The organism is Formosa algae, from assembly GCF_001439665.1.
GTDB classification, from domain to species: domain Bacteria; phylum Bacteroidota; class Bacteroidia; order Flavobacteriales; family Flavobacteriaceae; genus Formosa; species Formosa algae.
In genome coordinates this window covers 43,067-68,913 of the sequence record NZ_LMAK01000062.1, presented here as the reverse complement: position 1 = coordinate 68,913, position 25,847 = coordinate 43,067, and the positions used below count along the sequence as shown (strand labels likewise).

23 protein-coding genes are annotated in these 25,847 nt (G+C 34.6%); 16 read left to right on the top strand and 7 right to left on the bottom strand.

What is annotated here, in order from left to right:
• Positions 1-9: 9 nt before the first annotated feature.
• The gene (locus AST99_RS13210; protein WP_057782375.1) at positions 10-1,785 is read left to right on the top strand and encodes a peptide MFS transporter; all 1,776 of its coding nucleotides are present in this window, start codon (positions 10-12) and stop codon (positions 1,783-1,785) included.
• A 111-nt stretch (positions 1,786-1,896) separates the two neighbouring features.
• Positions 1,897-2,442, top strand: coding sequence for a thioredoxin family protein (locus AST99_RS13205; RefSeq protein ID WP_057782373.1), 546 nt, complete (start codon positions 1,897-1,899; stop codon positions 2,440-2,442).
• Positions 2,443-2,447: 5 nt separating this feature from the next.
• Here AST99_RS13205 and AST99_RS13200 read toward each other — a convergent pair whose 3' ends face one another.
• The 5 genes from AST99_RS13200 to surE are packed head-to-tail and all read right to left on the bottom strand — an operon-like array spanning position 2,448 to position 7,228.
• On the bottom strand, positions 2,448-4,472 hold the full coding sequence (locus AST99_RS13200; RefSeq protein WP_069727857.1) for a ComEC/Rec2 family competence protein: 2,025 nt from the start codon (positions 4,470-4,472) through the stop codon (positions 2,448-2,450).
• A 19-nt stretch (positions 4,473-4,491) separates the two neighbouring features.
• Positions 4,492-5,055 (bottom strand): C40 family peptidase, encoded by a 564-nt coding sequence (locus tag AST99_RS13195; RefSeq protein ID WP_069727860.1) that lies wholly within the window; start codon positions 5,053-5,055, stop codon positions 4,492-4,494.
• Position 5,056: 1 nt separating this feature from the next.
• Positions 5,057-6,175: a lipid-A-disaccharide synthase gene (gene lpxB / locus AST99_RS13190; RefSeq protein WP_057782367.1), complete on the bottom strand. Its 1,119-nt coding sequence runs from the start codon at positions 6,173-6,175 to the stop codon at positions 5,057-5,059.
• Positions 6,175-6,459, bottom strand: a complete 285-nt coding sequence (locus AST99_RS13185; RefSeq protein ID WP_057782365.1) for a hypothetical protein — start codon at positions 6,457-6,459, stop codon at positions 6,175-6,177. The genes lpxB and AST99_RS13185 overlap by 1 nt, the downstream gene beginning before the upstream one ends.
• Positions 6,452-7,228 carry a 5'/3'-nucleotidase SurE gene (surE, locus tag AST99_RS13180; protein ID WP_057782363.1) on the bottom strand — a complete coding sequence of 259 codons (777 nt, stop codon included), beginning with the start codon at positions 7,226-7,228 and terminating at the stop codon, positions 6,452-6,454. The genes AST99_RS13185 and surE overlap by 8 nt, the downstream gene beginning before the upstream one ends.
• Before the next feature lie 154 nt (positions 7,229-7,382).
• On the opposite strand from surE, the gene AST99_RS13175 reads away from it, so the two are divergent.
• A complete protein-coding gene (locus AST99_RS13175) occupies positions 7,383-9,560 on the top strand; it encodes a carboxy terminal-processing peptidase (protein WP_057782362.1) in 2,178 nt (725 codons plus the stop codon).
• 7 nt (positions 9,561-9,567) lie between these two features.
• Positions 9,568-10,662, top strand: a complete 1,095-nt coding sequence (locus tag AST99_RS13170) for an ABC transporter permease (protein WP_057782360.1) — start codon at positions 9,568-9,570, stop codon at positions 10,660-10,662.
• A 1-nt stretch (position 10,663) separates the two neighbouring features.
• Here the strand turns inward: AST99_RS13170 and yihA are convergent, their stop codons facing one another.
• Both yihA and AST99_RS13160 read right to left on the bottom strand, forming a co-directional pair.
• On the bottom strand, positions 10,664-11,269 hold the full coding sequence (gene yihA / locus AST99_RS13165; RefSeq protein WP_057782358.1) for a ribosome biogenesis GTP-binding protein YihA/YsxC: 606 nt from the start codon (positions 11,267-11,269) through the stop codon (positions 10,664-10,666).
• Positions 11,270-11,281: 12 nt separating this feature from the next.
• On the bottom strand, positions 11,282-12,046 hold the full coding sequence (locus tag AST99_RS13160; RefSeq protein WP_057782357.1) for an alpha/beta fold hydrolase: 765 nt from the start codon (positions 12,044-12,046) through the stop codon (positions 11,282-11,284).
• A gap of 293 nt (positions 12,047-12,339) precedes the next feature.
• On the opposite strand from AST99_RS13160, the gene mraZ reads away from it, so the two are divergent.
• The 12 genes from mraZ to ftsA all read left to right on the top strand — a co-directional run bounded on the left by mraZ (position 12,340) and on the right by ftsA (position 25,776).
• Positions 12,340-12,810 (top strand): division/cell wall cluster transcriptional repressor MraZ, encoded by a 471-nt coding sequence (gene mraZ / locus AST99_RS13155; RefSeq protein ID WP_057782355.1) that lies wholly within the window; start codon positions 12,340-12,342, stop codon positions 12,808-12,810.
• Complete coding sequence (gene rsmH / locus AST99_RS13150) at positions 12,797-13,693, top strand: 16S rRNA (cytosine(1402)-N(4))-methyltransferase RsmH (protein ID WP_057782445.1); 897 nt, start codon at positions 12,797-12,799, stop codon at positions 13,691-13,693. Before mraZ ends, rsmH begins: the two co-directional genes overlap by 14 nt.
• Complete coding sequence (locus tag AST99_RS13145; protein WP_057782353.1) at positions 13,690-14,007, top strand: FtsL-like putative cell division protein; 318 nt, start codon at positions 13,690-13,692, stop codon at positions 14,005-14,007. Before rsmH ends, AST99_RS13145 begins: the two co-directional genes overlap by 4 nt.
• A gap of 63 nt (positions 14,008-14,070) precedes the next feature.
• Positions 14,071-16,023: a penicillin-binding protein gene (locus AST99_RS13140; RefSeq protein ID WP_057782351.1), complete on the top strand. Its 1,953-nt coding sequence runs from the start codon at positions 14,071-14,073 to the stop codon at positions 16,021-16,023.
• Positions 16,020-17,483: a UDP-N-acetylmuramoyl-L-alanyl-D-glutamate--2,6-diaminopimelate ligase gene (locus tag AST99_RS13135; RefSeq protein WP_057782349.1), complete on the top strand. Its 1,464-nt coding sequence runs from the start codon at positions 16,020-16,022 to the stop codon at positions 17,481-17,483. Before AST99_RS13140 ends, AST99_RS13135 begins: the two co-directional genes overlap by 4 nt.
• 1 nt (position 17,484) lies before the next feature.
• Complete coding sequence (gene mraY, locus AST99_RS13130) at positions 17,485-18,726, top strand: phospho-N-acetylmuramoyl-pentapeptide-transferase (RefSeq protein ID WP_057782347.1); 1,242 nt, start codon at positions 17,485-17,487, stop codon at positions 18,724-18,726.
• A gap of 1 nt (position 18,727) precedes the next feature.
• A complete protein-coding gene (murD, locus tag AST99_RS13125; protein ID WP_057782345.1) occupies positions 18,728-20,059 on the top strand; it encodes a UDP-N-acetylmuramoyl-L-alanine--D-glutamate ligase in 1,332 nt (443 codons plus the stop codon).
• Positions 20,059-21,255 (top strand): FtsW/RodA/SpoVE family cell cycle protein, encoded by a 1,197-nt coding sequence (locus tag AST99_RS13120; RefSeq protein WP_057782343.1) that lies wholly within the window; start codon positions 20,059-20,061, stop codon positions 21,253-21,255. Before murD ends, AST99_RS13120 begins: the two co-directional genes overlap by 1 nt.
• Positions 21,255-22,352 (top strand): undecaprenyldiphospho-muramoylpentapeptide beta-N-acetylglucosaminyltransferase, encoded by a 1,098-nt coding sequence (gene murG, locus AST99_RS13115; protein WP_057782341.1) that lies wholly within the window; start codon positions 21,255-21,257, stop codon positions 22,350-22,352. Before AST99_RS13120 ends, murG begins: the two co-directional genes overlap by 1 nt.
• Positions 22,353-23,705, top strand: coding sequence for a UDP-N-acetylmuramate--L-alanine ligase (gene murC, locus AST99_RS13110; RefSeq protein ID WP_057782339.1), 1,353 nt, complete (start codon positions 22,353-22,355; stop codon positions 23,703-23,705).
• On the top strand, positions 23,695-24,420 hold the full coding sequence (locus AST99_RS13105; RefSeq protein ID WP_232301626.1) for a cell division protein FtsQ/DivIB: 726 nt from the start codon (positions 23,695-23,697) through the stop codon (positions 24,418-24,420). Before murC ends, AST99_RS13105 begins: the two co-directional genes overlap by 11 nt.
• A 3-nt stretch (positions 24,421-24,423) precedes the next feature.
• Positions 24,424-25,776: a cell division protein FtsA gene (ftsA, locus tag AST99_RS13100; RefSeq protein ID WP_057782337.1), complete on the top strand. Its 1,353-nt coding sequence runs from the start codon at positions 24,424-24,426 to the stop codon at positions 25,774-25,776.
• Positions 25,777-25,847 lie beyond the last annotated feature (71 nt).

Here is a 25,847-nt window from a genome sequence, read left to right as displayed (position 1 = left end):
TAATATTATATGACAACTGATATTGATAACCTTTTTAAAGACAAGGTTCTTGGTCATCCAGCAGGTTTATTTGTACTGTTTTTTACTGAAATGTGGGAGCGCTTTTCATTCTACGGAATGCGCGTGCTTTTAGTAAATTTTTTAACTTTTTCTGTAATAGGAGATAATCCTGGTTGGGGATGGTCTGCAGAAAATGCGACTGCTTTATTTGGTACATATGCCATGTTACTATATATCACACCTATTATTGGTGGGATTATTGCAGATAAATTAACGGGTTACAAATTAGCTGTTATAATTGGTTCTGTTATCATGGCGATGGGACATGCTTCAATGGCTATAGAAACAGAATTCTCCTTGTATTTTGGTCTTGGTTTATTGGTCGTAGGAACTGGTTTTTTTAAGCCTAATATTACTTCTATAATTTCTGAAATGTATAAAACACACCCAGAAAAGAAAGATGGTGCTTATACCATTTTCTATATGGGCGTAAATGCCGGAGCGTTTTTCGGCATGATGCTTTGTGGGTATTTAGCAGAAAAAGTAGGTTGGTCTTACGGATTTGGATTGGCAGGTATTTTTATGTTATTAGGAACTTTGCAATTTGCATTTTCTGGAAATCTTTTTGGTGAAATTGGAAAAAAACCATCGAAAGTTCATGAAATAGAAGACGTTCAAGATGCCGATAATTCTATAGCAGAAGTTAGCGAAGATGAAGAAATAGAAAAAGAAAACCCATTTACAGTATTAGATAAAGTGCTAATTGTAATTTCTTCAGTAATTGGATTAGGTTATGCCTTAAACGATCCAATGTCTAAGATTGCAAATATAGATATGTTTTCTGCGTTCCAAATAGGCGGTATAGAAGGGCAATATGTGGTGGTTTTGATAGGATTAATTTTGTTCTTATATCTCGTTATCAGTAGGATTTTAAGATACTCTACGGTGGTAAGAGACCGTATGTTAGCATTTATTATTTTTGCTTTTTTTACCGTATTTTTCTGGTTGTCTTTCGAGCAAGGGGCATCGTCTTTAGTGTTGTTTGCAAGAGATAACGTAGATCGTGTGCTTACAGGAAACTCGGCCTTTGTTTTTAATATAATAAATGCATTATTAACCGTTATCCCTTTAGCTATTATTACCTATGTGTTATACGATTTATGGAAGAAAACGTATAAGAAAATCCCTTATTCTAACATTGTGCTTGCCATTTGTTTTTTACTCATGTGGGCCATAGTGGGGTGGATGTTATCTAGAGAATTTACAGCTGAAGTTTCTGAAATTACAGTCTCGTGGTTTAGTATTCTAAATTCATTTTTTATTATCGTATTTGCTTCATTCTTTTCTAAATGGTGGGAAAGTAAATACAACCCATCAGCAGCAGCAAAATATGCGTATGGTTTGATCATTATGGCTATTGGTTTCGGATTGTTAGCGTTTGGAGCTTATGGCATTCAAGAAGGCGTTAAAGTGAGTATGATTTGGTTAATTCTAGCGTACTTATTTCATACTTTGGGTGAATTATGTTTATCTCCTGTGGGACTGTCTTACGTAAGTAAATTGGTGCCAGCACGTATGATTGCACTTATGTTTGGTATGTGGTATTTAGCCATTGCCATCGGAAATAAATTAGCAGCCGTCTTGGGTGGGCAAATCGAAAATATTACAAAAGCGTATAGCTTATCCACGTTTTTCTTAATCTTTACTATTGTTCCCGTAGTAGCAGGTCTGTTTATCTTAGTTTTAAATCCGTTGCTTAAGAAGTTAATGCACGGTGTTAAATAATTCTAAAAAAAATCTTAATATCATAAAAAGCATCTTCGTTGTAAGGTGCTTTTTGTATTTTAGACACATACATTATATACACTGGTTTTTAAAGTGTAAAAATATTAGAGGATGAAAAAAGGATTACTTTTATTGGTTCTTATGTTTATGGTAGGAATTGTAAATGCCCAAGAAATTAATTGGTTAAGTTTTAATGAAGCGTTAGAACTTCAGAAAACTGCGCCAAAAAAAATAATGATGGATGCGTATACCAATTGGTGTGGTCCATGTAAAATGTTAGATAAAAATACATTTCAAAATAAAGATGTTGTGGCATATGTAAATGAAAATTACTATGCGGTTAAATTTAATGCAGAAGGTAAAGAGGCTGTTTCTTATCAGGGGAATACCTACGAAAATCCAAATTTTGATCCTGCAAAAGAGAACAAAAGAAATAGTGTACACGAATTTGCAAGAGCTTTAGGTGTAAATGCCTATCCTACTATTGTCTTTTTAGACGAGGCTGCTCAAGTTATTACGCCAGTTCGTGGCTACCAAAAACCACAACAATTAGAACTGTATTTAAAATTATTTTCAACAGATAAGTATAAAGAATTAGACAGTCAAGAGGTTGTTAATGCTTACTTTGAATCTTTCGAACCAGAATTCGTAGAGTAAAATTTTTATTCTTTAAAGTTATAAGCTCCCTTTTTACCTGTGTGGTAGAAAGGGATTTTTTTATGCTTACAAGTCGTCTCCCAGCGAGCAATATAAGAAGTATAATTACTTCCGTCTGCAATAATTTTATTTGGATTTAAAGAGTCAATTAAACGATTCAAATTTAGTTTAGGTGAATTTCTAAGCAGTACATAATGTGGTTTGAAACTAGGAACCTGATAAACACTCAAACTGTCTACAATTAATGTACTTTTTCCTTGAATTCGATACACCGATTTTAAGGGTGAATTATTAAAAGTGCGCATGTTTTTTGCAAGCATATAATCTTTTAAAGGATATGCGTTTACATAATTTAAAGTGTCTGATTGGTATATGGTTAAGGCACGTGAGTTACGATGTGCCAAAATACTTTGTTTATTTTTATGAAACAGAATCCATTCTGTTGGCGTTTGAGACCAAGCATTATAAAGCAATGTGGTTTGAAGTATTATAACTGATAACAACACTAAAGTTACAGATTTAAATTTTGGCTTTGTATACACATAAATAAAGCAAAATAGCAGGGCGTAAATGCAAAATAAAGTGTTTAATTCTAATGTTAATGAATCAAATATAAATGCATCCTGAGCTGCAATCCAATTTACAATCGCATTCATTATAGTTATGGTTTCATTGAATAATGTCACTAAAATATTTGGTAACAGTTGAAGCATTGCAAGTGTAATAATAAGGATGCCTAAACCTAAAACATAGCCCAAAACGGGTACAATTAATACGTTAGATAGGAAGAATAAGCCCGGAAACTGATGGAAATAATAGATGCTTAATGGTAATACTCCTATTTGGGCCGCTGTAGTTACAGTTAATGTATTCCATAATAGTTTGCTTAATTTGTGTTTAGGATACCATAAACTATTTAATGTGGGCTGAAATGTTATGATGCTTAAAACGGCTGCATAGCTTAACTGAAAACCAACATCGAAAAGTAATAAAGGTTTCCATAAGAGTAACAAAAAGGCAGAGATGGCAACCGTGTTAAAAATATTAGATGGTCTGTTAGAATTTATGCTAATAGCAACTAATGTAAACATTAATGTTGCTCTGCTTACAGAAGGTGATAAACCAGTTAAAAACGCAAAACACCACATGATAATAATTATCAATATGGTTTTTAGAATCTTGCCATGTGTAAAGCGTTCTAAAGGTGCAAGTAAGTAATTTAAGATCATGAGTAAAATACCAACATGCAATCCAGAAACAGCGAGTATATGTATAACTCCTGCTTTTGTATAGTTGGTATATAATGATGCTGAGATGTCTTGTCGCTGCCCAAGGAACAGCGCATTCATAATAGCGAGTTCGTCTGCTCCAAACGGATAGGTTTGTAGTCGATTATTTATATGTCTATTTAACTGATACGCTTCTCCTAAAAGTGTTGATTTAGATTTCTTAAGTTTTAATAGTTTAGTTGGAGTCGTCGTCATTTGATGATAAATATATTGACGCTCCAAATAAGCTTTGTAATTAAATTGATTAGGATTTAAAGGAGGAAGTATATCCTGAAGTGTGTCTGCAGCTACAAATACATCATCAATGAAATAAGTGTTTGTTAGCGAGTCCTTCTTAATGTTTAATAAAGCAGTGCCGGTAACTAAATGATTATTCACCTTTAAAATATCAATTACATATTTATAATAATATGTATTAGGTTTTAGTACTGTTTTAATCTTAAAAGTAATACGTGATTTTGGTGTTTTTAAATGCGAGTAATGCGAGGACTGTAGGGCTTGATTGTGACTTGCTACCGTTAAAACTCCGATAGCAATCATTAAAAGAAATGCTATTAGGCCAAATGATATTGGAGGTTTATAGCTAGAAGAATTCAATACTAAAAGGAGTCCTAAAATACCAAGTAATATTGCGCAAGTTGCCACACTCCAAAGTAAAGGGAAGTGGGTAAAATAACCCAGACAAATACCGAGAATTAAGAAAAGTGTGAGTTTTACTATTATAAAGCGACTTAACTTCATAACAGTAAGGTACTAATAATTAGAGTATTCTACGTGCTTCTTTAAAAGAATAATACCAGTAACGTTCTGCAAGTGAAGATGTTATAACGCCTTTGCTTGTCGTGGAATGTATAAACTCTACGTTTCCTGTGCTAGAAGCTACTACTAAACCCACATGATTAATGGTTTTTCGTTTAGGGTTAGTTTGGAAAAATAAGAGATCACCAACTTTAACATCGTCTATATTTATTTTTAAACCTTCTAAAGCCATATCTCTAGATACACGAGGTAAATTTATATCATACGCTTTAAAGGTTTCGTATACCAAACCCGAACAATCCATGCCTTTGGTTGTCGTGCCACCATATTTATAACGTACACCTTCAAACTGTTTGGCATAATCGCTAATCTCTATTCCTAACGATTTTAATTCGGCATTACTTTTAGGAGTTAATAAGGCGTTGTCTTCAGACCGATCTGTTTTAATAGAGTTCGTAGGAGATACGGTAACGTTGTTAGACTTTCTGTAGGTTGTTGTTTTTTTAGATGATTTACAGCTGCTTACGCAAATAAGTAAACAAAGTATAAAAGATAGTTTATGCATATTAGGCATTCTGTTTTAGGGCATTGTAAATATGTTCGGCAGTTTTTTTGCTTGCGCCTTTACCTCCAAGCTTCTTTTCTAAATCGTAATAATTAATAAAAAACTTTGTGCGTTCGTACGGATTTAAAATCAAGTCTAATTCCTTTTTTAAGTTTTTAGACGTAAATTCATCTTGAATAAGTTCTTTAACTACAGGTTTATCCATAATTAAATTCACCAATGAAATATATTTCAAAGTGATAATACGGCGACCAATTTGGTACGATAACCAACTACCTTTATAACAGACAACTTGTGGGACTTTAAATAAGGCCGTTTCTAAGGTTGCAGTACCAGAGGTTACTAAAGCGGCATAAGAAACACTAAGTAAATCGTAAGTTTTATTGGCTATAAAATGAACGTCTGTATTTTTTATAAATTGTTGATAATACTCAAATTCTTGACTAGGTGCACCTGCAATTACAAATTGATAGTCCGGATAATCGTCAATAATGCTAAGCATTACCGTTAGCATTTTATTAATTTCTTGTTTTCTACTACCAGGTAAAATAGCAATAATTGGTTTTTCGCTTAATTTATATTCGGCTCTAAATTGATGCTCGTCTACTTGAGTTCTGTCTGCAATGGCATCAATTAATGGATGTCCCACAAAAGTGACATCATAATCATATGTATCATAAAATGATTTTACAAACGGAAGTATCACGTACATATTATCTATGTCGTGTTTTATTTTTTTAACACGTCCTGCTCTAGAGGCCCAAACTTGTGGTGATATATAATAATTGGTACGGTAATTTTGCTCTTTTGCCCATTTTGCGATACGTAAATTAAACCCAGAGTTATCTATAAAAATAATAACATCGGGATGATATGTAGCTATATCTGCTTTACAAAACGATATGGCTTTTAAAATTTTAGATAAATTCAAAATCACTTCTGCAAACCCCATAAAGGCACGCTCTTTATAATGGCTAACTAAAGTACCTCCTACATTTTGCATAAGGTCACCTCCCCAAAATCTAAATTCAGCATCTGTATCTACAACCTGTAGCGCTTTAATTAGATTCGAGCCATGTAAATCTCCCGAGGCTTCTCCTGCAATAATGTAATATTTCATTATATAAATTTAAAAATAAAGGTAAAAATGGCAATACAAACAGTGGCTAATATTACACCTCTTGCTCTGTAATCTTGTCTCTTTTTAATAAAAATAAAAAATGCTGCTAAATTTAAAATGGCACCAATACTTATTAGTTTTCCTAAAAAATCTTCTGCAGCTGCTGCTTTTATTACTGTGGTAACATCATCTCCACGACCTAGTAATAAAGCGGCTAAAAGTAAGCCCATTCCATTGGCTATAACACCAACTATAAATCCTATAAAAACTTCTTTTTTAATCATTCAAATTCCAAGTGTTAATTTGTTTTATGCTTTGGTATGCTGTGAGATCGAATTGTACAGGGACTATAGAAACATAATTATTTTCTAAGGCCCACTCGTCTGTATCTTCGCCTTGGTCTAAATTTTCAAATGTTCCAGCAAGCCAATAATAATCTTTACCCATTGGGCTTTGTCTTTTATCAAACTTTTCTACCCAATTTGCACGGGCTTGTCTACAAACACGAATACCTTTTATGTCTTTTTTAGGAACATTAGGGATATTTACATTTAAAACCACACCCAAAGGTAAACCGTGCTCTAAGGTCTTTAATGTAATATTTTTTATAAAAGATTCTGTATGCTCAAAATTTGCACTCCAACTGTAATCCAATAATGAAAAACCAATAGCCGGAATACCTTCTATACCTGCTTCAATGGCAGCACTCATAGTTCCAGAATAAATAACATTGATTGATGAGTTAGACCCATGGTTTATTCCCGATACACATAAATCTGGTTTTCGTTTTAAAATTTCACGGACACCCAATTTAACACAATCTGCTGGTGTTCCCGAGCAACTGTAGTCTTCTTGCGGACCATTATCTATAGTTAATTTTTCAACATATAAGGTAGAATCTACTGTAATAGCGTGTCCCATTCCGCTCTGTGGACTGTCGGGTGCAACCACCACAACATCTCCAATAGTATTCATAATTCGTATTAAAGTTCTAATTCCTGGGGCAGTAATACCATCGTCATTAGTCACTAAAATGAGGGGCTTTTTAGACATATTTCGTGTTTTAAATAGCTATGCTAAAATACATAAAATCTTGCTGAAACCTCGAATTTGTTTAGTTTAACAAAAAATTACCTTTCATGGATTTTTATTGGCATAGTTTTTTCTCTACTTTAGTGAAAAATATACGATGCATTTTTATAGGCTTATGAAAAGGAATTACAGATATTTAGTATTACTATTGTTATTAGGCTTCGCTTCTTGCAGTTTTACTACTAAAACTTTTAGCGACCCAGATAAAGACAAATTATTAGTTCAAGTTATAACTTACGTATTGGAACGTGGTCATTTCGATCCCAAAACATTGGATGATAATTTCTCTGAAGAAGTTTACAATAATTATTTACAGGCAATAGATCCGCTTAAACGATACTTCTACGAATCCGATATAAAGGAATTTGAAAAGTATAAGCACAATATTGATGAGCAATTAAAAGAGTACGATATTACTTTTTTCAATATTACTCATGAACGTTTGTTGCAAAGAATGGAAGAATCTAAAGTGCTATATAAAGCAATTTTAGACGAGCCTTTTGATTATACTGTAGACGAAGATTTTAATGTAGATTATGAAAATAAATCTTACGTAAATTCTAAGAAAGAAATGAGAAACCGTTGGAGACAACAACTTAAATTCTCTACAATTTCTAATTATGACGATTTACAAACAGAAGAACGTCTTAATAAAGAAAACGATCCTGAGTATGTTTTAAAGTCTGAAAATGAGATGGAAAAAGAGTCTCGTGAGTCAACTTTAAAATCTATAGACAATTACTACACAGATTATATAGACGATCTAGAACGTAGCGATTGGTTTACAATGTACGTTAACGCTGTGGTTGAAAATTTCGATCCGCATACATTTTATTTCGCCCCTGAAGACAAGGATAGATTCGACCAGCAAATGTCTGGTAAGTTAGAAGGTATTGGAGCTAGACTGCAAAAGAAAATGGACAATGTTAAAATCATGGAACTTATTTCGGGAGGTCCTGCTTGGAGAGGAAAAGAGTTAGAAGTTGGAGATGCTATTTTAAAAGTACGCCAAGAAGACGAAAAAGAAGCCGTTAATATTGTGGGTATGCGTTTAGACGATGCCATTAAATATATTAAAGGTCCTAAAGGAACTGAGGTTATCTTAACGGTTAAAAAGGTAGATGGTTCTACTAAAGAAATTACCATTGTAAGAGATATTGTAGAACTTGAAGAAACGTATGCAAAATCTTCGATTGTTACTAAAAATGCTATAAAATACGGCGTAATTAATCTTCCTAAATTCTATGTAGATTTTGAAGATTATAACAGCAGAAATGCCGCTTCAGATATTAAAATTGAAATTGATAGATTGAAGGAACAAGGTATGGAAGGTCTTGTGTTAGATTTAAGAAATAATGGTGGCGGGTCTTTACAAACCGTTGTAGATATGGCCGGTTTATTTATAAAAGATGGTCCGATTGTACAGGTACGTTCTACTGGAGAACCTAAAGAAATTTTAAGAGATAAAGACGAGTCTATAGATTGGGACGGACCTTTAGTGATTTTAGTAAACGAATTATCGGCTTCTGCATCAGAGATTTTGGCTGCAGCTATGCAAGATTATAAACGTGGTATTATTATAGGTAGCGAACAAACTTATGGTAAAGGTACAGTACAAAATGTATTAGATTTAAACCGTATGGTACGTAATAATAGTAATGGCGACTTAGGAGCTCTTAAATTAACAACGCAAAAGTTTTACCGTATAAATGGAGGTTCTACTCAGTTAGAAGGTGTTAAAAGTGATGTGGTTGTTCCAGACCGTTATAGCTTTATTGATATCGGGGAAAAGGATCAAGAGAATCCGTTACCATGGGATAAAATTGCACCTGCAGATTATACATTATGGAATGGCTATTTTGATTATGATACTACCATACAGAAAAGTAAAGAGCGTATGAGTAATAATGAGCAACTTAACCTTATTGCTGAAAATGCTAAATGGATAAAGACGAAAATGGATGAAAACACATTTAACTTAAACTATGCTAAGTATAAAAGTAAGTTAGATTTAAATGAAGATGAAGCAAAACGTTTTGAAAAAATTTCTGATTATAAATCTAATTTAACCTATTCGTCTTTACCTTATGAGGAAGCGCTTTTCGCTAAAGATTCTACGTTAAAAGAGAAACGCGACCGTTGGCACGAAAGTTTAACGCAAGATGTTTATGTAGAAGAAGCTGTTAATGTGCTTGAAGATTTAAAAAATGCTTATACATTAAAAGATGAATTTGCATCAACACAATCTAAAACAGATATAAAATCAACCACTGCAAAATCTGCAAAAAATTAAGTAGTGAATGGGTGGTAAAACACAATCGTTAAAACAATTAGCGCTTCAGAAATTTAAACACAATTTCTGGGGCGTTTTTAGTTTCTGTTTTATTATAATAGTAGGATTAGTATCTGTGTTTGCTTATGTTTTAGCGCCAGATCATTCGCAATATGCCAATCAAATGCATTTGTCTATCCATTCTAAAAGACCGGGTTTTACAATAGATATGCTAACGCTACCTTCTAAAATTCAGAACACTCAAAATGCGTTAGATAAACTGTTTTTTGGCACAGTGAATACAGAAACAGAAGTGCCTGTTTCAGCATTCAAAATTAAAGACTATACCTTATTATATACTGAGTATGCTTCAGATGGTTTAGTTGGAGAAGAAAAAAGCTTAGATTTAAATGCTTTTTCAAAAGTAGAAGAATCCAATTTAGTTGCGCCTAAAACCTTTCATCTTGGTACCGATAAATATGGACGCGATGTGTTAAGTCGTGTCTTAGTAGGAGCAAGAATATCGTTCTTTATAGGATTTGTAGCCGTGTTTATTTCTTTAATTATTGGGTTAACGTTAGGAAGCGTAGCCGGATATTATGGTGGTAAAGTAGATGCTGTTATTATGTGGGTTATTAATGTAACTTGGTCTATTCCTACCTTATTATTAGTAATAGCTATTACATTAGCGTTGGGTAAAGGGTTTTGGCAAGTCTTTATAGCTGTTGGTTTAACCATGTGGGTAGAAGTTGCACGTGTGGTTAGAGGCCAAATTATAAGCGCTAAAGAGATGCAATATGTTACAGCGGCTAGAGCGCTAGGTTATACAGATTATAGAATTATAACAAAACATATACTGCCTAATATTATGGCGCCAGTAATTGTTATTTGTGCCGCTAATTTTGCATCGGCAATATTAATTGAAAGCGGACTTAGTTTTTTGGGTATTGGGGCACAACCTCCTATGGCAAGTTGGGGAGCCATGATTAAAGATCATTATAATTACATCATACTAGGTAAACCCTATTTGGCAATAATTCCAGGATTGTGCATTATGAGTTTAGTAATGGCGTTTATGTTAATGGGGAATGCCTTGAGAGATGCTTTAGATGTAAAAAGCTAATCTAATCTATTTTAAGATTAGAGTTTGTGTCGTCTATATATTGTAAGAGTTCGTCTTTTCCAATTTCTTTAGAGGACGAGGTTACAAAATAGTTAGGCATCTCTTCCCAAGTTTCAAGTAATATGTCGCGGTAAGAATTTATATGATTTTCTATAGCCATTGGTTTTAACTTGTCGGCTTTAGTGAAAATAATAGAAAACGGTATGCTGTGTTCTCCTAACCATGTCATAAATTCTAAATCTACAGGTTGCGGATTGTGGCGAATATCTACCAAAACAAATGCAGAGATTAATTGCTCTCGCTTACTAAAATATTCTGTAATAAATTTCTGAAAGGTTTTTTTAGCACTTTTAGAAACGCGAGCGTATCCGTAACCAGGTAAATCGACAAGAAACCACGTTTTATTTATTAAAAAATGATTTATTAATTGAGTTTTTCCTGGCCTTCCAGAAGTTTTGGCAAGACTTTTACGGTTGGTAAGCATATTAATAAGCGACGATTTTCCCACATTACTACGTCCAATAAAGGCGTATTCAGGGATTCTATCTTTCGGACATTTGGAAACATCCGAATTACTTACTACAAACTCAGCCGATTTAATTTGCATAATATTTTACTGTTATAGCGCTCTAGCTGTTAGCCAAGCATCTAGTATGTTATTAAATTCATCTGGGTGTTCCATCATAGCTGCGTGCCCACATTTGTCAATCCAAAATAAATCCGAATCGGGTAACAGGTTATCAAATTCAACAGCAACTTCTGGAGGTGTAACAATATCGTTTTTACCCCAAATTATACACGTTGGTATATTCATAACAGGCAAATCTTTTGCCATATTATGTCTAATCGCACTTTTTGCGATAGCCAAAGTCTTTATTAATTTGTTGCGGTCGTTTACAGTTTCGTAGACTTCGTCAACAATTTCTTTAGTTGCTACAGCTGGATCGTAAAACACATCTTGTGCTTTTTTCTTAATTACTTCGTAGTCACTTCTCTTTGTATATCCGCTTCCCATAGCGCTTTCATATAGCCCAGAACTTCCAGTTATAATAAGTGCTTTTACTTTTTCAGGAAACAGTTTTGTATGGTATAAACCAATGTGTCCACCAAGAGAGTTTCCTAGTAAAATAACATTGTCAAATCCTTTATATTCAATAAATTCGTGTAAGTAATTTGCGAAACTTTTTACATTCGTTTTTAGTAAGCTCATACTATATATAGGTAGCAGAGGGATTACTATTTTGTAGCCTTTAGCGCTGAAATAATCAGATACTGCGTCGAAGTTGCTCAATCCGCCCATTAACCCATGTAATACAATTATGGGTTGTCCTTCACCCACTTCCATGTAGCTAAAATTCTTTTCTTTTTTTAAGCGATGCGTCATTAATTAGTCATTATCATCAACAAACAAATATAGGTATTTCATTTTTATAAAGACCTATTTAATGCCTCTCAGCTTAAATACTTTTTAAGATTAAATTTTAACAACAAAATTAAAGCGAAAATTTAGGCTCTAATATATTTTAAGTCAGGCTTTAAGCGATTTTTTAGGTATTTAAACCTATAAATATAGAAACTGAGATCATAAACTTATCAACAAAGTGGTATAATGTGGTAAAAAGTGGTATATTTTTCAATATATTTGACAATTGAAGAATCTAATTCCCAAAAATTGTTTTGAACTCATTAATAGGTACATACGAATGTAAAGTAGACGCGAAAGGCAGAATGATGCTTCCTGTTTCGTTGAAAAAGCAGTTGAGTGCCGTATTGCAAGATGGGTTTGTGGTAAAACGATCTGTGTTTAATCCGTGCTTGGAATTGTATCCAATGCAGGAGTGGAATGTGCTAATGCAGAAGATAAATAAGTTAAATAGGTTCAAAAAAAAGAACGTCGATTTTATTAGAAAATTTACTGCAGGTGTGAAAATGGTTGAAGTAGATGGAACGGGTCGGTTGTTAATTCCGAAAGATTTAGCAGTTTTTGGAGGGATTTCAAAAGAAATAGTTGTGGCTTCGGCTGTAAATATTGTTGAAATCTGGGATAAAGATAAGTATGAATTAAGCATAAGTGGTTCGGCTGATGATTTTGCAGATTTAGCTGAAGAAGTTATGGGACAAGATGATGAAGATTATGGAATATCATAACCCGGTATTATTAAAGGAAACGGTAGACGGTCTTAATATTAAAGAAGACGGTATATATGTAGACGTAACTTTTGGTGGTGGCGGACATAGTAAAGAGATGTTAAAACGTCTTGGTCCGAATGGAAAATTGTTTGCATTCGATCAGGATCCAGATGCTTTAGAAAATGCTATAGATGATGATCGTTTTCAATTAATTCATGAAAATTTTAGATACGTAAAACGATTTTTACGCTTTTACGGTGTAAAACAAGTAGATGGAGTGTTGGCAGATTTTGGGGTGTCGTCTCATCAATTTGATGTTGCAGAACGTGGGTTTTCAACACGCTTTGAGGCAGATTTAGATATGCGTATGAATCAGACGAGTCAGCTGTCTGCATATCATGTGGTGAATGAATATGATGAAGAGCAAATTAAGCAAGTGTTGTCTCAGTACGGTGAATTGCGTTCTGCTCCAGCAATGGCAAAAATGATTGTCGAATCTCGTGAGAATGAAATTATAAAAACGAGTAACCAGTTAAAATTAGTGTTGAAGAGGTTTTTATCTCCTAAACACGAAAATAAAATTTTAGCACAAATTTATCAGGCCATCCGTATAGAGGTGAATCAGGAGATTGAAGTTTTAAAAGAGTTTTTAATGCAGACTCCAGAAATTTTAGCACCTAATGGAAGATTGAGTTTATTAAGTTATCACTCTTTAGAAGATAGATTGGTGAAACGCTTTATTAGAAACGGAATGTTTGAAGGGGAGCCGGAACGTGATGTGTTTGGGAATTATGAAGTGCCTTTAAAAAAAGTGGGCGGATTAATAGTGCCGTCTGCTGCAGAAATAAAATTGAATAATAGGGCGCGTAGTGCTAAGCTTAGGATTGCAGAGAAGTTATGAGAAAAGGAGCTTATAGTTTATTAAAAGGAACTTTTCTTGTTAGCGACGATTCGTTTAAAAATTGGCGAATTATTGTATTTGTCTCGTTTCTGGCTTTTATCATGATTGCAAGTTCGCATAGTGCAGATCGGAAAGTACATGAAATTGCAAGGCTAGGCGATGAGGTTAAAGAATTACGGTCTGCGTTTGTAGATGGCCGATCCCGGTTAATGCGGGTGAAGATGGAATCATCAATAGTAAAGAAAATGTTAAACAAGGGCTTGGTGCCTTCGGAAATTCCACCAAGAAAAATTAAAGTTAAAATTAAAAATTAGAGTTTAAACTTGGCAACAAACGAAAAGAACATATTAAACCGATTGTATTTTGTGGCAGGATGTATGTTTATTTTTGCCGTGGCTGTACTTTTTAAGTTATGTTCTATTCAGTTTATAGATGGTGATAAATATCGTAGTCTAGCTGAAAAGCGGACTATTAAATCGGTAACTATTCCTGCAAATCGCGGAAATGTTTACGATTCCGAAGGAAGTCTCTTGGCGACTTCAGTTCCTAAATACGATATTCGCTTCGATGCTGTTACGCCGTCTTCTAAAACGTTCGAGAAATATTTAAAACCATTGTGCGATTCGCTGCATGTGTTTACGGGTAAGCCTTCAAGTTATTATCAGAATATTTTGCGTAAGGCGCGGGCAAATAGAAATAGATACCATTTAATTGCTAGAAATATTGGGTATTCGGATTATATCCGTTTGCGCAATTTTCCGCTTTTAAGTCTTGGGGCATTTAAGGGTGGTTTAATTGTAGAGCAAAAAACAAAGCGAGAGCATCCAATGGGTGGAATGGCGGAACGTACTATTGGTTACGAGCGTATAGACGATCAAGGAAATGTAACGCGTCCAGGAATAGATGGGGCTTTTGGAGTAAAATATTTACGCGGAACAGATGGGAAGCGTCTAAAACAAAATATTGGTAAAGGGCAATGGAAGCCTATTGCAGATTACAATCAGGTCGAGCCTAAAGATGGTTACGATGTGTATACAACCATTAATGTAAATATTCAGGATATCGCACACCATGCCTTACTAAAGCAATTAGAATATTACGAGGCAGAACATGGTTGTGTTATTGTGATGGAGGTTGAAACGGGCGAGATTAAAGCGATTTCAAATTTAGGAAGAACAAAGAGTGGCGGGTATTACGAAAAACTAAATTATGCAGTTGGTGAATCTCATGAGCCGGGTTCTACGTTTAAAACAATGGCTTTAATGGCGGCTTTAGAAGATAAAGTGGTTGATACGGCTACTGTGGTAGATACCGGGAAAGGATGGAAGCGCTTTTATGGAAGAACTATTTATGATTCTCATCATGGAGGTTTTGGTAAAATTTCTGTGGCACGTGCCTTGGAGGTGTCTTCTAATATTGGTTTAGCAACACTTATTGATGAAGGATATTCTAAAAATCCAGAGAAATTTATTAATAGAATAAAGGATTGGCATTTAGATCAGCCTCTGGGAATACCAATTAAAGGTGAAGGGTTGCCAATGATTCCAGAGCCTGGACATGCTAAATGGAGTAGAAATGCTTTGCCGTCTATGTCGTACGGGTATAATTTAAGATTAACACCTTTACAAACGTTAACGTTTTACAATGCCATTGCTAATGATGGTGTTATGGTGAAGCCGCGTTTTATTTACAGTGTAAAAGAATTAGATAAGCCTATTGAAACTTTTGATAAAGAAGTTATTAATGAAAAAATCTGTTCCACAGAGACTTTAAAAGAAATTCAGGCTATTCTTGAAAATGTAGTAAAACACGGAACAGGGAAGTCGTTATATAATCCATATTTTTCTATGGCAGGCAAGACGGGAACTGCGCAAACAGAATATTGGATGGCAGATTGGAAGGAAAACAAGCGTTATGTGTCGTCTTTTGCAGGGTATTTTCCAGCGGTAAATCCGAAGTACTCTTGTATTGTAGTTATTCATAAACCAAGCACAAAGAAAGGGATTTATGGTGCAGATGTGTCTGGTCCAGTGTTTAAACGAATTGCGCAAAAAATATTTACAGATACACCAATTATAGATGAAGTAAATACGCTTCAGGTGGCAGATGAATCTGTAGATAAAGAGTTTGATGGGTTTTATGAAACTGCTCAGACTTACAAAACCATTATGCCTACCGTGGTCGGTTTACCGGTTATGGATGCTGTAGCGTTATTAGAAAATTTAGGATTGGAAGTCGAGATGGAAGGTTTAGGACGAGTGAAATCGCAGTCAATTCCTAAAGGACAAAAAATAAAAAAGAATCAAAAAGTAGTTTTAAAGATATCGTGAGTTTATTAAAAGACATATTATATAAAGTTGCTATTGATACTGTAGTTGGACCAACTAACGTACGGGTTAATAATATTGCTTTCGATTCAAGACAGATTGAATTGAATGATGTATTTGTGGCAATATCTGGAACTGTAGCCGATGGCCATGGGTTTATAGAGACTGCTGTAAATAAAGGGGCTTTAGTAATTGTTTGCGAGCATATGCCAGAGCAAAGAGTTAATGGGGTGACTTATATTCAGGTTGCCGATTCTAAAGTGGCTTTGGCTGTAATGGCTTCAAATTTTTACCAGAATCCTTCAGAAAATTTAAAGCTTGTTGGAGTTACTGGAACCAATGGAAAAACAACTATAGCAACCTTGTTGTATCAATTGTTTAAAGCTGCAGGTTACAAAGTAGGGTTGCTTTCAACAGTTAAAATTTTAATAGATAATACAGAATATCCTGCAACGCATACCACTCCAGACTCATTAACTATAAACTCGTATTTGAGTATGATGAATGAGGCTGGTGTAGAGTTTTGTTTTATGGAAGTGAGTTCGCATGGTATTCATCAAAAACGTACCGAAGGACTTCATTTTGTTGGTGGTGTGTTTACAAATCTGTCGCACGATCATTTAGATTATCATAACACTTTTGCGGAATATCGCGATGTTAAAAAAACATTTTTTGATCAGTTGCCTAAAACGGCTTTTGCGTTGGTGAATGTAGATGATAAGAATGGTGAGGTCATGCTTCAGAATACGAAAGCACAAAAATATACCTATGCGTTAAAAAACTATGCCGATTATAAAGCTCAAATTTTAGAAAATCAGTTCACGGGTTTATTGTTGAAGATAAATGATAACGAAGTTTGGTCTAGGTTAATTGGTCATTTTAATGCGTCTAATTTATTAGCTATTTATGGTGTTGCCGAATTATTAGGGTTGGAGAAAGTTGAAACCTTAAGGTTGATTAGTGGTTTAGAAAGTGTAAGCGGACGATTCCAGTATGTGATTTCGGATTCAAAAATTACGGCTATTGTAGATTATGCGCACACTCCAGATGCTTTGCAAAATGTATTGGAAACTATAAATAGTATCAGAACAAAAAACGAAGATTTAATTACGGTTGTTGGGTGTGGCGGAAATCGCGATAAAACTAAACGTCCGAAAATGGGGCATATCGCTTCTGTGTTAAGTACTAAAGTGGTGTTTACAAGCGATAATCCTAGAAATGAAGATGCAGAAGTCATTATTGAGGAGATTGAAAAAGGGGTTGAGCCTATTAATTTTAAGAAGACAATGTCTATTTCAGATAGACGACAAGCAATAAAAACGGCTTGCCAATTGGCGCAAGCGAACGACATTATATTAATTGCTGGTAAAGGTCATGAGACTTACCAAGAAATTAAAGGAGAACGTTTCGATTTTAATGATTTCGAAATTGTAAAGGACTATTTAAAACAGCTAGAGAAGTAAAATGCTATACTATTTTTTCGAGTATTTAGAAACACATTATCAATTCCCAGGAGCGTCGTTGTTTGGGTTTATCACCTTTCGTGCGGCTATTGCAGTCCTGATGTCTCTAATGATTTCTACGGTGTACGGAAAACGTATTATTCGTTTTTTACAACGTCAGCAAGTTGGAGAGACTATTCGTGATTTGGGTTTAGAAGGTCAAACTGAAAAAGCAGGAACGCCAACCATGGGTGGAATTATTATTATTCTAGCCACTTTAATTCCTGTGCTTTTATTGGCCAAATTAGATAATGTTTACATCCTTCTTTTGTTGGTTACCACCTTGTGGATGGGGACTATTGGGTTTATAGATGATTATATCAAGAAATTTAAAAACGATAAAGAAGGTTTAAAAGGAAAGTTTAAAGTGCTTGGTCAAGTGGGCTTAGGTCTAATTGTAGGAGCGACTTTATATTTTAATCCTAATGTGGCTATAAAAGAAAAATTACCAGAAGCACAGCAATTAGAGATTTTAGCAGAAAACCCAAATGCTTTACCCGGTAAGTTTTTCGCAGATGAAGAGCAATCTACAAAAACCACAATTCCTTTTATTAAAGGGAATGAGTTTGATTATGCAGATTTAATTACTTGGATCGATCCGAGTTTAGCGAAATACGCTTGGATGTTATTTATTCCAATCGTCATTTTTATAATTACAGCAGTATCTAATGGTGCTAATCTTACCGATGGTATAGATGGTTTAGCGGCAGGAACATCTGCAATTATTGTGTTTACTCTAGGGATCTTTGCATGGGTGTCGGGGAATATTATTTTCTCAGATTATCTTAATATAATGTATATCCCAAGAGTTGAGGAAATCACAATTTATATCGCGGCTTTTATGGGGGCTTTAGTTGGTTTCTTGTGGTATAATACCTATCCAGCTCAAGTATTTATGGGTGATACAGGAAGTCTAACTATTGGAGGAATTATTGCGGTAATCGCTATTGCAGTTAGAAAAGAATGGTTGATTCCGGTGTTATGCGGAATCTTCTTAGCAGAGAATTTATCGGTGGTATTGCAAGTAAGTTACTTTAAATACACCCGAAAGAAATATGGTGAAGGCCGACGCATTTTTAAAATGTCGCCTTTACATCATCATTATCAGAAATCAGGATATCATGAAAGTAAGATAGTAACCCGATTCTGGATTATAGGCATATTGTTGGCTGTAATTACAGTGGTAACCTTAAAAATCAGATAAGATGAAAAGGTTAGTGATTCTTGGAGGTGGAGAAAGTGGTGTGGGAACAGCGCTTTTAGGAAAGGAGAAAGGATTTGAAGTGTTTGTTTCCGATAAGGGAAAAATAAAAGAAAAGTATAAAGACGTTCTTATAAATAATGAGATTGCTTGGGAGGAACTACAGCATACAGAAGCACAAATACTGAATGCAGATGTGGTAATGAAAAGCCCTGGAATTCCAGATAAAGTGCCTTTGGTTAAAGTGCTAGTAGAAAAAGGAATTCCTGTAATTTCTGAAATTGAATTTGCTGCTCAATATACATCGGCAACTATAGTGGGCATTACTGGTAGTAACGGAAAAACAACTACAGCAAGTTTAGCGCATTACATCTTAAACAAGGAATTAGATGTGGGGTTGGCAGGTAATATTGGAGACAGTTTTGCCAAACAGATTTTAGAAGACGATTTTAAAAACTATGTGTTAGAGATTAGTAGTTTTCAGTTGGATGGTGTGGTCGATTTTAAACCGCATATTGCAGTAATAACCAATATTACACCAGATCATTTAGATCGGTATAATTATAATTTTGATGCATATATCGCTTCAAAATTTAGAATTGCAATGAATCAGACAACAAACGATTATTTGATTTATGATGCCGATGATCCTGTTTTAGTCGATTGGTTAGAACGTCATCCTGTACAATCGCAATTATTGCCCTTTTCATTAGTAAAACCTATAGAAAATGGCGCCTATTTAGAAGAAGATAATATTAAAATAACAATAGATAACAACCAAATAATTATGTCAGCAAGAGACCTAGCATTAGAGGGTAAGCATAATATTAAAAATGCAATGGCTGCATCAACAGTAGCACACTTATTAAAAATAAGAAAGCAGACCATTCGTGAGAGTTTAGAAAATTTTCAAGGTGTAGAACACCGCTTAGAACATGTGTTAAAAATTAACAAAGTTCAATATATAAACGATTCAAAAGCAACTAATGTTAACGCAACATATTATGCTTTAGAAAGTATGTCGGCACCTACAGTTTGGATTGTTGGCGGAGAAGATAAAGGAAATAGTTATGAAGAGTTGTATTCGTTTGTAAATACTAGAGTGAAAGCTATTATTTGCTTGGGTGTAAACAATGAAAAATTGTTGCAAAACTTTAGCAATATGGTTGATGTTATTGTGGAAACACAATATATGAGTGAAGCAGTTAAAATAGCTTACAAATTAGCTGAAGCAGGTGATAATGTATTGTTGTCTCCAGCATGTGCTAGTTTTGATTTGTTTGAGAATTACGAAGATAGAGGAAGACAGTTTAAAGACGCCGTTAGAAATTTATAATGCAAGAGTTTTTAAAAAAATTAAAAGGAGATCGTTCCATTTGGGCCATAGCTGCATTGTTAGCTTTGTTCTCATTTTTACCTGTATACAGTGCGGCAAGTAACTTGGCGTATTTACGTGGTAGCGGTAGTACTTTTGCTTTTTTCTTAAAACATTTTATGCATTTAGGTGTTGGCTTTTTTATTATGTATGCCATGCATCTTATGCCATACCGTTATCTAAGAGGTCTGTCTATGGTTTTTATACCTGTAGCTTTAGTGTTATTGGGTGTTACTATGTTTCAGGGTACCACTATAGAAGGGGCAAATGCAAGCCGTTGGATACAGATACCTATTGTTGGGATGTCGTTTCAAACATCAACATTTGCATCGGTGATTTTAATGGTATATGTCGCCAGATATATGTCGAAAATGGAAGACAAACCCATTACGTTAAAAGAATCTATTTTACCGCTTTGGGTACCTGTGTTTCTAGTATTAATATTAATTTTGCCAGCCAATTTTTCAACAGCAGCTTTAATATTTTTAACGGTATTGATTTTGGTGTTTTTAGGCGGATATCCTATTAAATACTTGGCATTAATTATCGGGTTGGGTGTATTGTCTTTAGCGATTTTTATTTTGGTTGCTAAAGCGTTTCCAGATGCCATGCCAAACCGTGTAGATACATGGATGAGTCGTATTGAAAACTTTTCTAACGGAGAAGATACAGAAGAAGATTATCAGATAGAAAAGGCTAAGATTGCTATTGCTTCTGGAGGAATTCAGGGGGTTGGACCAGGTAAAAGTGTTCAGAAAAACTTTTTACCACAATCGTCATCAGATTTTATTTATGCCATAATTATTGAAGAATATGGTTTAATTGGAGGTGTGGTTTTAATGTCGGTCTATCTGTGGTTTCTAGTTAGAGTAATAATCGTTTCGCATCAAGCGAAAACTATTTTTGGTGCGCTTGTTGTGTTGGGTGTAGGGTTGCCAATTGTAATTCAGGCATTAATAAATATGGCAGTAGCTGTAGAGTTGTTTCCCGTTACGGGACAAACATTGCCGCTAATTAGTAGTGGGGGAACCTCTATTTGGATGACGTGTTTAGCAGTAGGAATAATTTTAAGTGTGAGTGCTAGAAGTCAAGCTTCGGCAAAAGAAGAAGAAATAGATGAAGAAAATCCGTTAGAAATATTATCGGAAGCAATATAATGAGTAAAACGTATCGTATCATATTATCAGGAGGAGGAACCGGCGGACATATTTATCCGGCGATTGCGATTGCAAACGAATTAAAACAGCGTCATCCAGATGCTAAGTTTTTATTTGTGGGTGCAAAAGATAGAATGGAAATGGAGAAAGTACCTCAGGCAGGGTACGATATAAAAGGGTTATGGATTTCAGGGATTCAGCGCGAATTGACGCTTAAGAATTTAATGTTCCCATTTAAACTTATCAGCAGTTTGTTCGCTGCTAGAAAAATTTTAAAACAATTTAAACCAGATGTAGTTATCGGTACTGGTGGTTTCGCTAGCGGACCTTTATTGCAGATGGCATCAGGAAAACAAATACCGAGTTTAATACAAGAACAGAACTCTTTTCCAGGAATAACAAATAAGTTGTTGTCTAAAAAGGTTCAGAAAATTTGTGTGGCTTACGATGGTTTAGAGCGCTTTTTTCCGAAGCAAAAAATTATTAAAACTGGAAATCCTGTACGCCAAGGCTTGTTAGATATTCAGTCTAAAACAGCAGAAGCGAAAGCATTTTTCAAATTGGTGCCGGAGAAAAAAACCTTGTTGGTTTTGGGTGGAAGTTTAGGGTCTAAGCGTATAAACGAGTTGATTGAGAAAGAGATAGATTACTTGCAAACACGAAACGTTCAAATTATATGGCAATGTGGAAAGTTGTATTATAACACGTATAAAATTTCAGGTAATACTAAAAATGTTCAAGTGCATGCGTATTTAAATAATATGGATTTTGCTTATGCTGCTGCAGATGTTATTATTTCTAGAGCGGGAGCGAGTTCGGTATCAGAACTTTGTATAGTTGGTAAGCCTGTTATTTTTATACCATCTCCAAATGTTGCTGAAGACCATCAGACTAAAAATGCGATGGCTATTGTAAAAGAAAATGCAGCCTTATTAATTCAGGAGCAAGATTTGGAAGTCGATTTTGAAAATAAATTTTCTCAATTAATAGAATCAAAAGAAAAACAACTCCTTTTAGGTGAAAATATAAAGAAATTAGCATTAGTAAATGCAACTAAAGATATTGCTAACGAAGTAGATAAATTATTAAATATTTAAATGAATTTAGACTCCATAGATAACGTGTATTTTATTGGTATTGGCGGAATAGGTATGAGCGCTTTAGCTCGCTATTTCAAGGCTAATAACAAACGTGTTGCTGGGTACGACAAAACGCCTAGTGAGGTTACGCGTGCTTTAGAAGCATTAGATATTGCGGTTCATTTTAATGATTCTGTGGCAAATATTCCAAATTCATTTTTTAATTATGATACTACTTTAGTGGTGTATACACCAGCTGTTCCAAAAGATAATATGGAGCTTGTGTATTTTAAAAATAACAAAAGTTTTAGTGTTTTAAAGCGTTCTGAAGTTTTAGGAATTGTTACTAAAAACACATTTTGTTTAGCTGTGGCTGGAACTCATGGAAAAACCACAACATCTAGTATATTAGCTCATTTATTGTATGAGTGTAATGTACCCGTAACGGGCTTCTTAGGAGGGATTAGTGAGAACTACAATTCGAATTATATTTCTAAGGGCACAGAGGTTTCTGTGGTTGAAGCCGATGAATTCGATCGTTCATTTTTAACGTTATCACCGGATATTGCTTGCATCACTTCTATGGATGCAGATCATTTAGATATTTATGGTGAAGCGGAAGCGTTGCACGACTCTTTTGTAGCATTTTCACAAAGGATAAAAGAACATGGCATGTTGTTTGTTAAAAATGGCTTGCCTATTAAAGGGATAACATATGGTATTGAAGATGATTCTGATTATACCGCACAAAATATAAAGATTGAAAATGGAGGTTATGTGTTTGATGTAAAAACACCTACTGCCATTATTGAAGGTTTTAAATTTGACCTACCTGGTAGACATAATTTGTCGAATGCATTAATAGCCTTGGCGATGGCTGCCGAATATGGTTGCCCTCACCCGCAGCTCGCCAACGCTTTAGCATTGTATAAAGGGGTTAAAAGACGATTTACATACCAGATTAAGACAGAAGATTTGGTGTTTATTGATGACTATGCGCATCATCCAGAAGAGATTAATGCTGTGCATCAAGCGGTAAGAGAAATGTATCCTGAAAAACAAGTGTTGGCTGTGTTTCAACCTCATTTGTTTACGAGAACGCGTGATTTTATAGATGATTTTGCTAAGAGTTTGTCACAATTTGACGAAATCTTGTTATTAGATATTTATCCAGCCAGAGAACTTCCTATTGAAGGGGTGACGTCTGAATGGTTATTAAGTAAAATAGAACATGAACATAAGCGTTTGGTGTCAAAATCAGATCTTATTTCAAATATAAAAGCTAGCAATGCTCAAGTTATTATTACCATGGGTGCTGGAGATGTCGGAGTAGAAGTTGAACCTATTAAAACCGCATTATATGGCAATTAGAGTACATTGGGGGTATATAAAACTATTTGTTTTGGCGGGATTAACTTTGTTTCTGTTTGCATTTGCAGCTGTAAGAAATGGGCATAGAAAAGTGTCTGAACCGGTGATTCATTTTGGAGGCGATGATAACCTGTATATTACTCATGAAAATGTTAGTAACTTGTTAATACAAAATGAGAAAGAGGTTTTAAATTTGAGCAAAGAAGCTCTAGATTTGAATACTTTAGAGTTTGCCCTGAATTCTAATCCATTAATCAAGTCGGCAGAGGTTTATGTAGATGTAAATGGCATGTTAACCGCTGATATTGAACAGAAAAAACCTATTGCTCGCGTCCAAGACGCAACATCTTTCTATATAGATGATGAAGGTGGATATATGCCATTGTCTTCAAATTATACGGCAAGAGTGCCCTTTGTTGTGGGATATATTGAAAAAAATAATTTGAGTAATGTTTTTAAAATCGCCCAGAAAGTTTATAATGATATTTTTTTAAAGACACATGTTGTAGAAATTCATCAAACTGAAGATCTAAACGTGTCATTAAAGTTAAGACAACACCGTTTCGATGTGTATTTAGGAGATTTAAATCAACTAGATAAAAAAATAAATAATCTTAAAGTCTTTTATAAAAAGGCTTTAAAAGAGGATACTCTTGATGATTATAAGACTATTAATTTGCAATTCGATAACCAAGTGGTGTGCACCAAAAACTAAACTATGGAACATAATATAGCAGTTGGATTAGATATTGGGACCACAAAAATTGTGGCCATGATTGGTCGTAAAAACGATTACGGAAAATTAGAAATTTTAGGTATAGGACGCTCTAAAAGTTTGGGTGTACACCGTGGTGTAGTTAGTAATATTACACAAACCATACAGTCTATACAGCAAGCCGTGCAAGAAGCAGAGGCTTCTGCGGGTAATAAAATAGAAGGTGTTACCGTGGGTATTGCGGGACAGCACATTCGTAGTTTGCAACATAGCGATTATATTACACGTCCTAATTCTGAAACCGTTATCGATGAAACAGATATCGATAAATTAATCAATCAAGTACATAAATTGGTGATGCTTCCTGGAGAAGAAATTATTCATGTTTTACCTCAAGAATACAAAATTGATGGTCAGGCAGAGATAAAAGAACCAATCGGGATGCATGGCGGACGTTTAGAAGCGAATTTTCATGTGGTAGTTGGTCAAGTGTCATCTATTAGAAATATTGGACGTTGTATAAAAAGTGCAGATCTAGAGTTGGAACGTTTAACGTTAGAACCTTTAGCTTCTGCTAATGCCGTTTTAAGTCAGGAAGAAAAAGAAGCTGGTGTAGCCCTTATTGATATAGGAGGTGGTACAACAGATTTAGCTGTTTTTAAAGATGGTATTATTCGCCATACAGCAGTGATTCCTTTTGGCGGAAACGTCATTACAGAAGATATTAAAGAAGGCTGTTCTATTATTGAAAAACAAGCCGAATTATTAAAAATAAAATTTGGTTCAGCTTGGCCAGGAGAAAATAAAGATAATGAGATTGTCTCTATTCCTGGGTTAAGAGGCAGAGAACCAAAAGAAATTACACTGAAGAATTTATCTAAAATTATTCATGCACGTGTAGTTGAAATCGTTGAGCAAGTATTTTTAGAAATTAAAAACTACGGTCACGAAGAACAAAAAAAGAAATTAATTGCAGGAATTGTACTCACCGGTGGAGGAGCACAATTAAAACATTTAAAGCAATTGGTAGAATATATCACTGGAATGGATACCAGAATTGGTTATCCGAACGAGCATTTAGCTGGCGATAGTAATGAAGATATTACAAGTCCGTTATACGCAACCAGTGTCGGTTTAGTTTTAGATGGATTAAAACATCAAGAACGCAAACAAAGAGAAACGAGAATTGAAGAAATAGAAGAAGAGGAAATTCAAAATCCAACCACTATTTCAGAAGACGTTTTAGAAGAAAAGGAGGAGTTAATAGAAACAACACCACCAGAAAGAAAGGAGCGCAGAAATTTTTTGGACAAGTTTACAGACAAGATCAAGGATTTTTTGGACAACGCCGAATAATAAAAAAGATACGCAATATCCTAAAAAAGCTATTGCAAGAGATAAAGAGTAAAGACAAAAGTTAAGATTAA

Excerpts from the sequence above, each read along its gene's own strand:
- AST99_RS13210 (WP_057782375.1), top strand. The coding sequence starts at position 10 with ATGACAACTGATATTGATAACCTTTTTAAAGACAAGGTTCTTGGTCAT.
- AST99_RS13205 (WP_057782373.1), top strand. The coding sequence starts at position 1,897 with ATGAAAAAAGGATTACTTTTATTGGTTCTTATGTTTATGGTAGGAATT.
- AST99_RS13200 (WP_069727857.1), bottom strand. The coding sequence starts at position 4,472 with ATGAAGTTAAGTCGCTTTATAATAGTAAAACTCACACTTTTCTTAATT.
- AST99_RS13195 (WP_069727860.1), bottom strand. The coding sequence starts at position 5,055 with ATGCATAAACTATCTTTTATACTTTGTTTACTTATTTGCGTAAGCAGC.
- lpxB (WP_057782367.1), bottom strand. The coding sequence starts at position 6,175 with ATGAAATATTACATTATTGCAGGAGAAGCCTCGGGAGATTTACATGGC.
- AST99_RS13185 (WP_057782365.1), bottom strand. The coding sequence starts at position 6,459 with ATGATTAAAAAAGAAGTTTTTATAGGATTTATAGTTGGTGTTATAGCC.
- surE (WP_057782363.1), bottom strand. The coding sequence starts at position 7,228 with ATGTCTAAAAAGCCCCTCATTTTAGTGACTAATGACGATGGTATTACT.
- AST99_RS13175 (WP_057782362.1), top strand. The coding sequence starts at position 7,383 with ATGAAAAGGAATTACAGATATTTAGTATTACTATTGTTATTAGGCTTC.
- AST99_RS13170 (WP_057782360.1), top strand. The coding sequence starts at position 9,568 with ATGGGTGGTAAAACACAATCGTTAAAACAATTAGCGCTTCAGAAATTT.
- yihA (WP_057782358.1), bottom strand. The coding sequence starts at position 11,269 with ATGCAAATTAAATCGGCTGAGTTTGTAGTAAGTAATTCGGATGTTTCC.
- AST99_RS13160 (WP_057782357.1), bottom strand. The coding sequence starts at position 12,046 with ATGACGCATCGCTTAAAAAAAGAAAAGAATTTTAGCTACATGGAAGTG.
- rsmH (WP_057782445.1), top strand. The coding sequence starts at position 12,797 with ATGGAATATCATAACCCGGTATTATTAAAGGAAACGGTAGACGGTCTT.
- AST99_RS13145 (WP_057782353.1), top strand. The coding sequence starts at position 13,690 with ATGAGAAAAGGAGCTTATAGTTTATTAAAAGGAACTTTTCTTGTTAGC.
- AST99_RS13140 (WP_057782351.1), top strand. The coding sequence starts at position 14,071 with ATGTTTATTTTTGCCGTGGCTGTACTTTTTAAGTTATGTTCTATTCAG.
- mraY (WP_057782347.1), top strand. The coding sequence starts at position 17,485 with ATGCTATACTATTTTTTCGAGTATTTAGAAACACATTATCAATTCCCA.
- murD (WP_057782345.1), top strand. The coding sequence starts at position 18,728 with ATGAAAAGGTTAGTGATTCTTGGAGGTGGAGAAAGTGGTGTGGGAACA.
- AST99_RS13120 (WP_057782343.1), top strand. The coding sequence starts at position 20,059 with ATGCAAGAGTTTTTAAAAAAATTAAAAGGAGATCGTTCCATTTGGGCC.
- murG (WP_057782341.1), top strand. The coding sequence starts at position 21,255 with ATGAGTAAAACGTATCGTATCATATTATCAGGAGGAGGAACCGGCGGA.
- murC (WP_057782339.1), top strand. The coding sequence starts at position 22,353 with ATGAATTTAGACTCCATAGATAACGTGTATTTTATTGGTATTGGCGGA.
- AST99_RS13105 (WP_232301626.1), top strand. The coding sequence starts at position 23,695 with ATGGCAATTAGAGTACATTGGGGGTATATAAAACTATTTGTTTTGGCG.
- ftsA (WP_057782337.1), top strand. The coding sequence starts at position 24,424 with ATGGAACATAATATAGCAGTTGGATTAGATATTGGGACCACAAAAATT.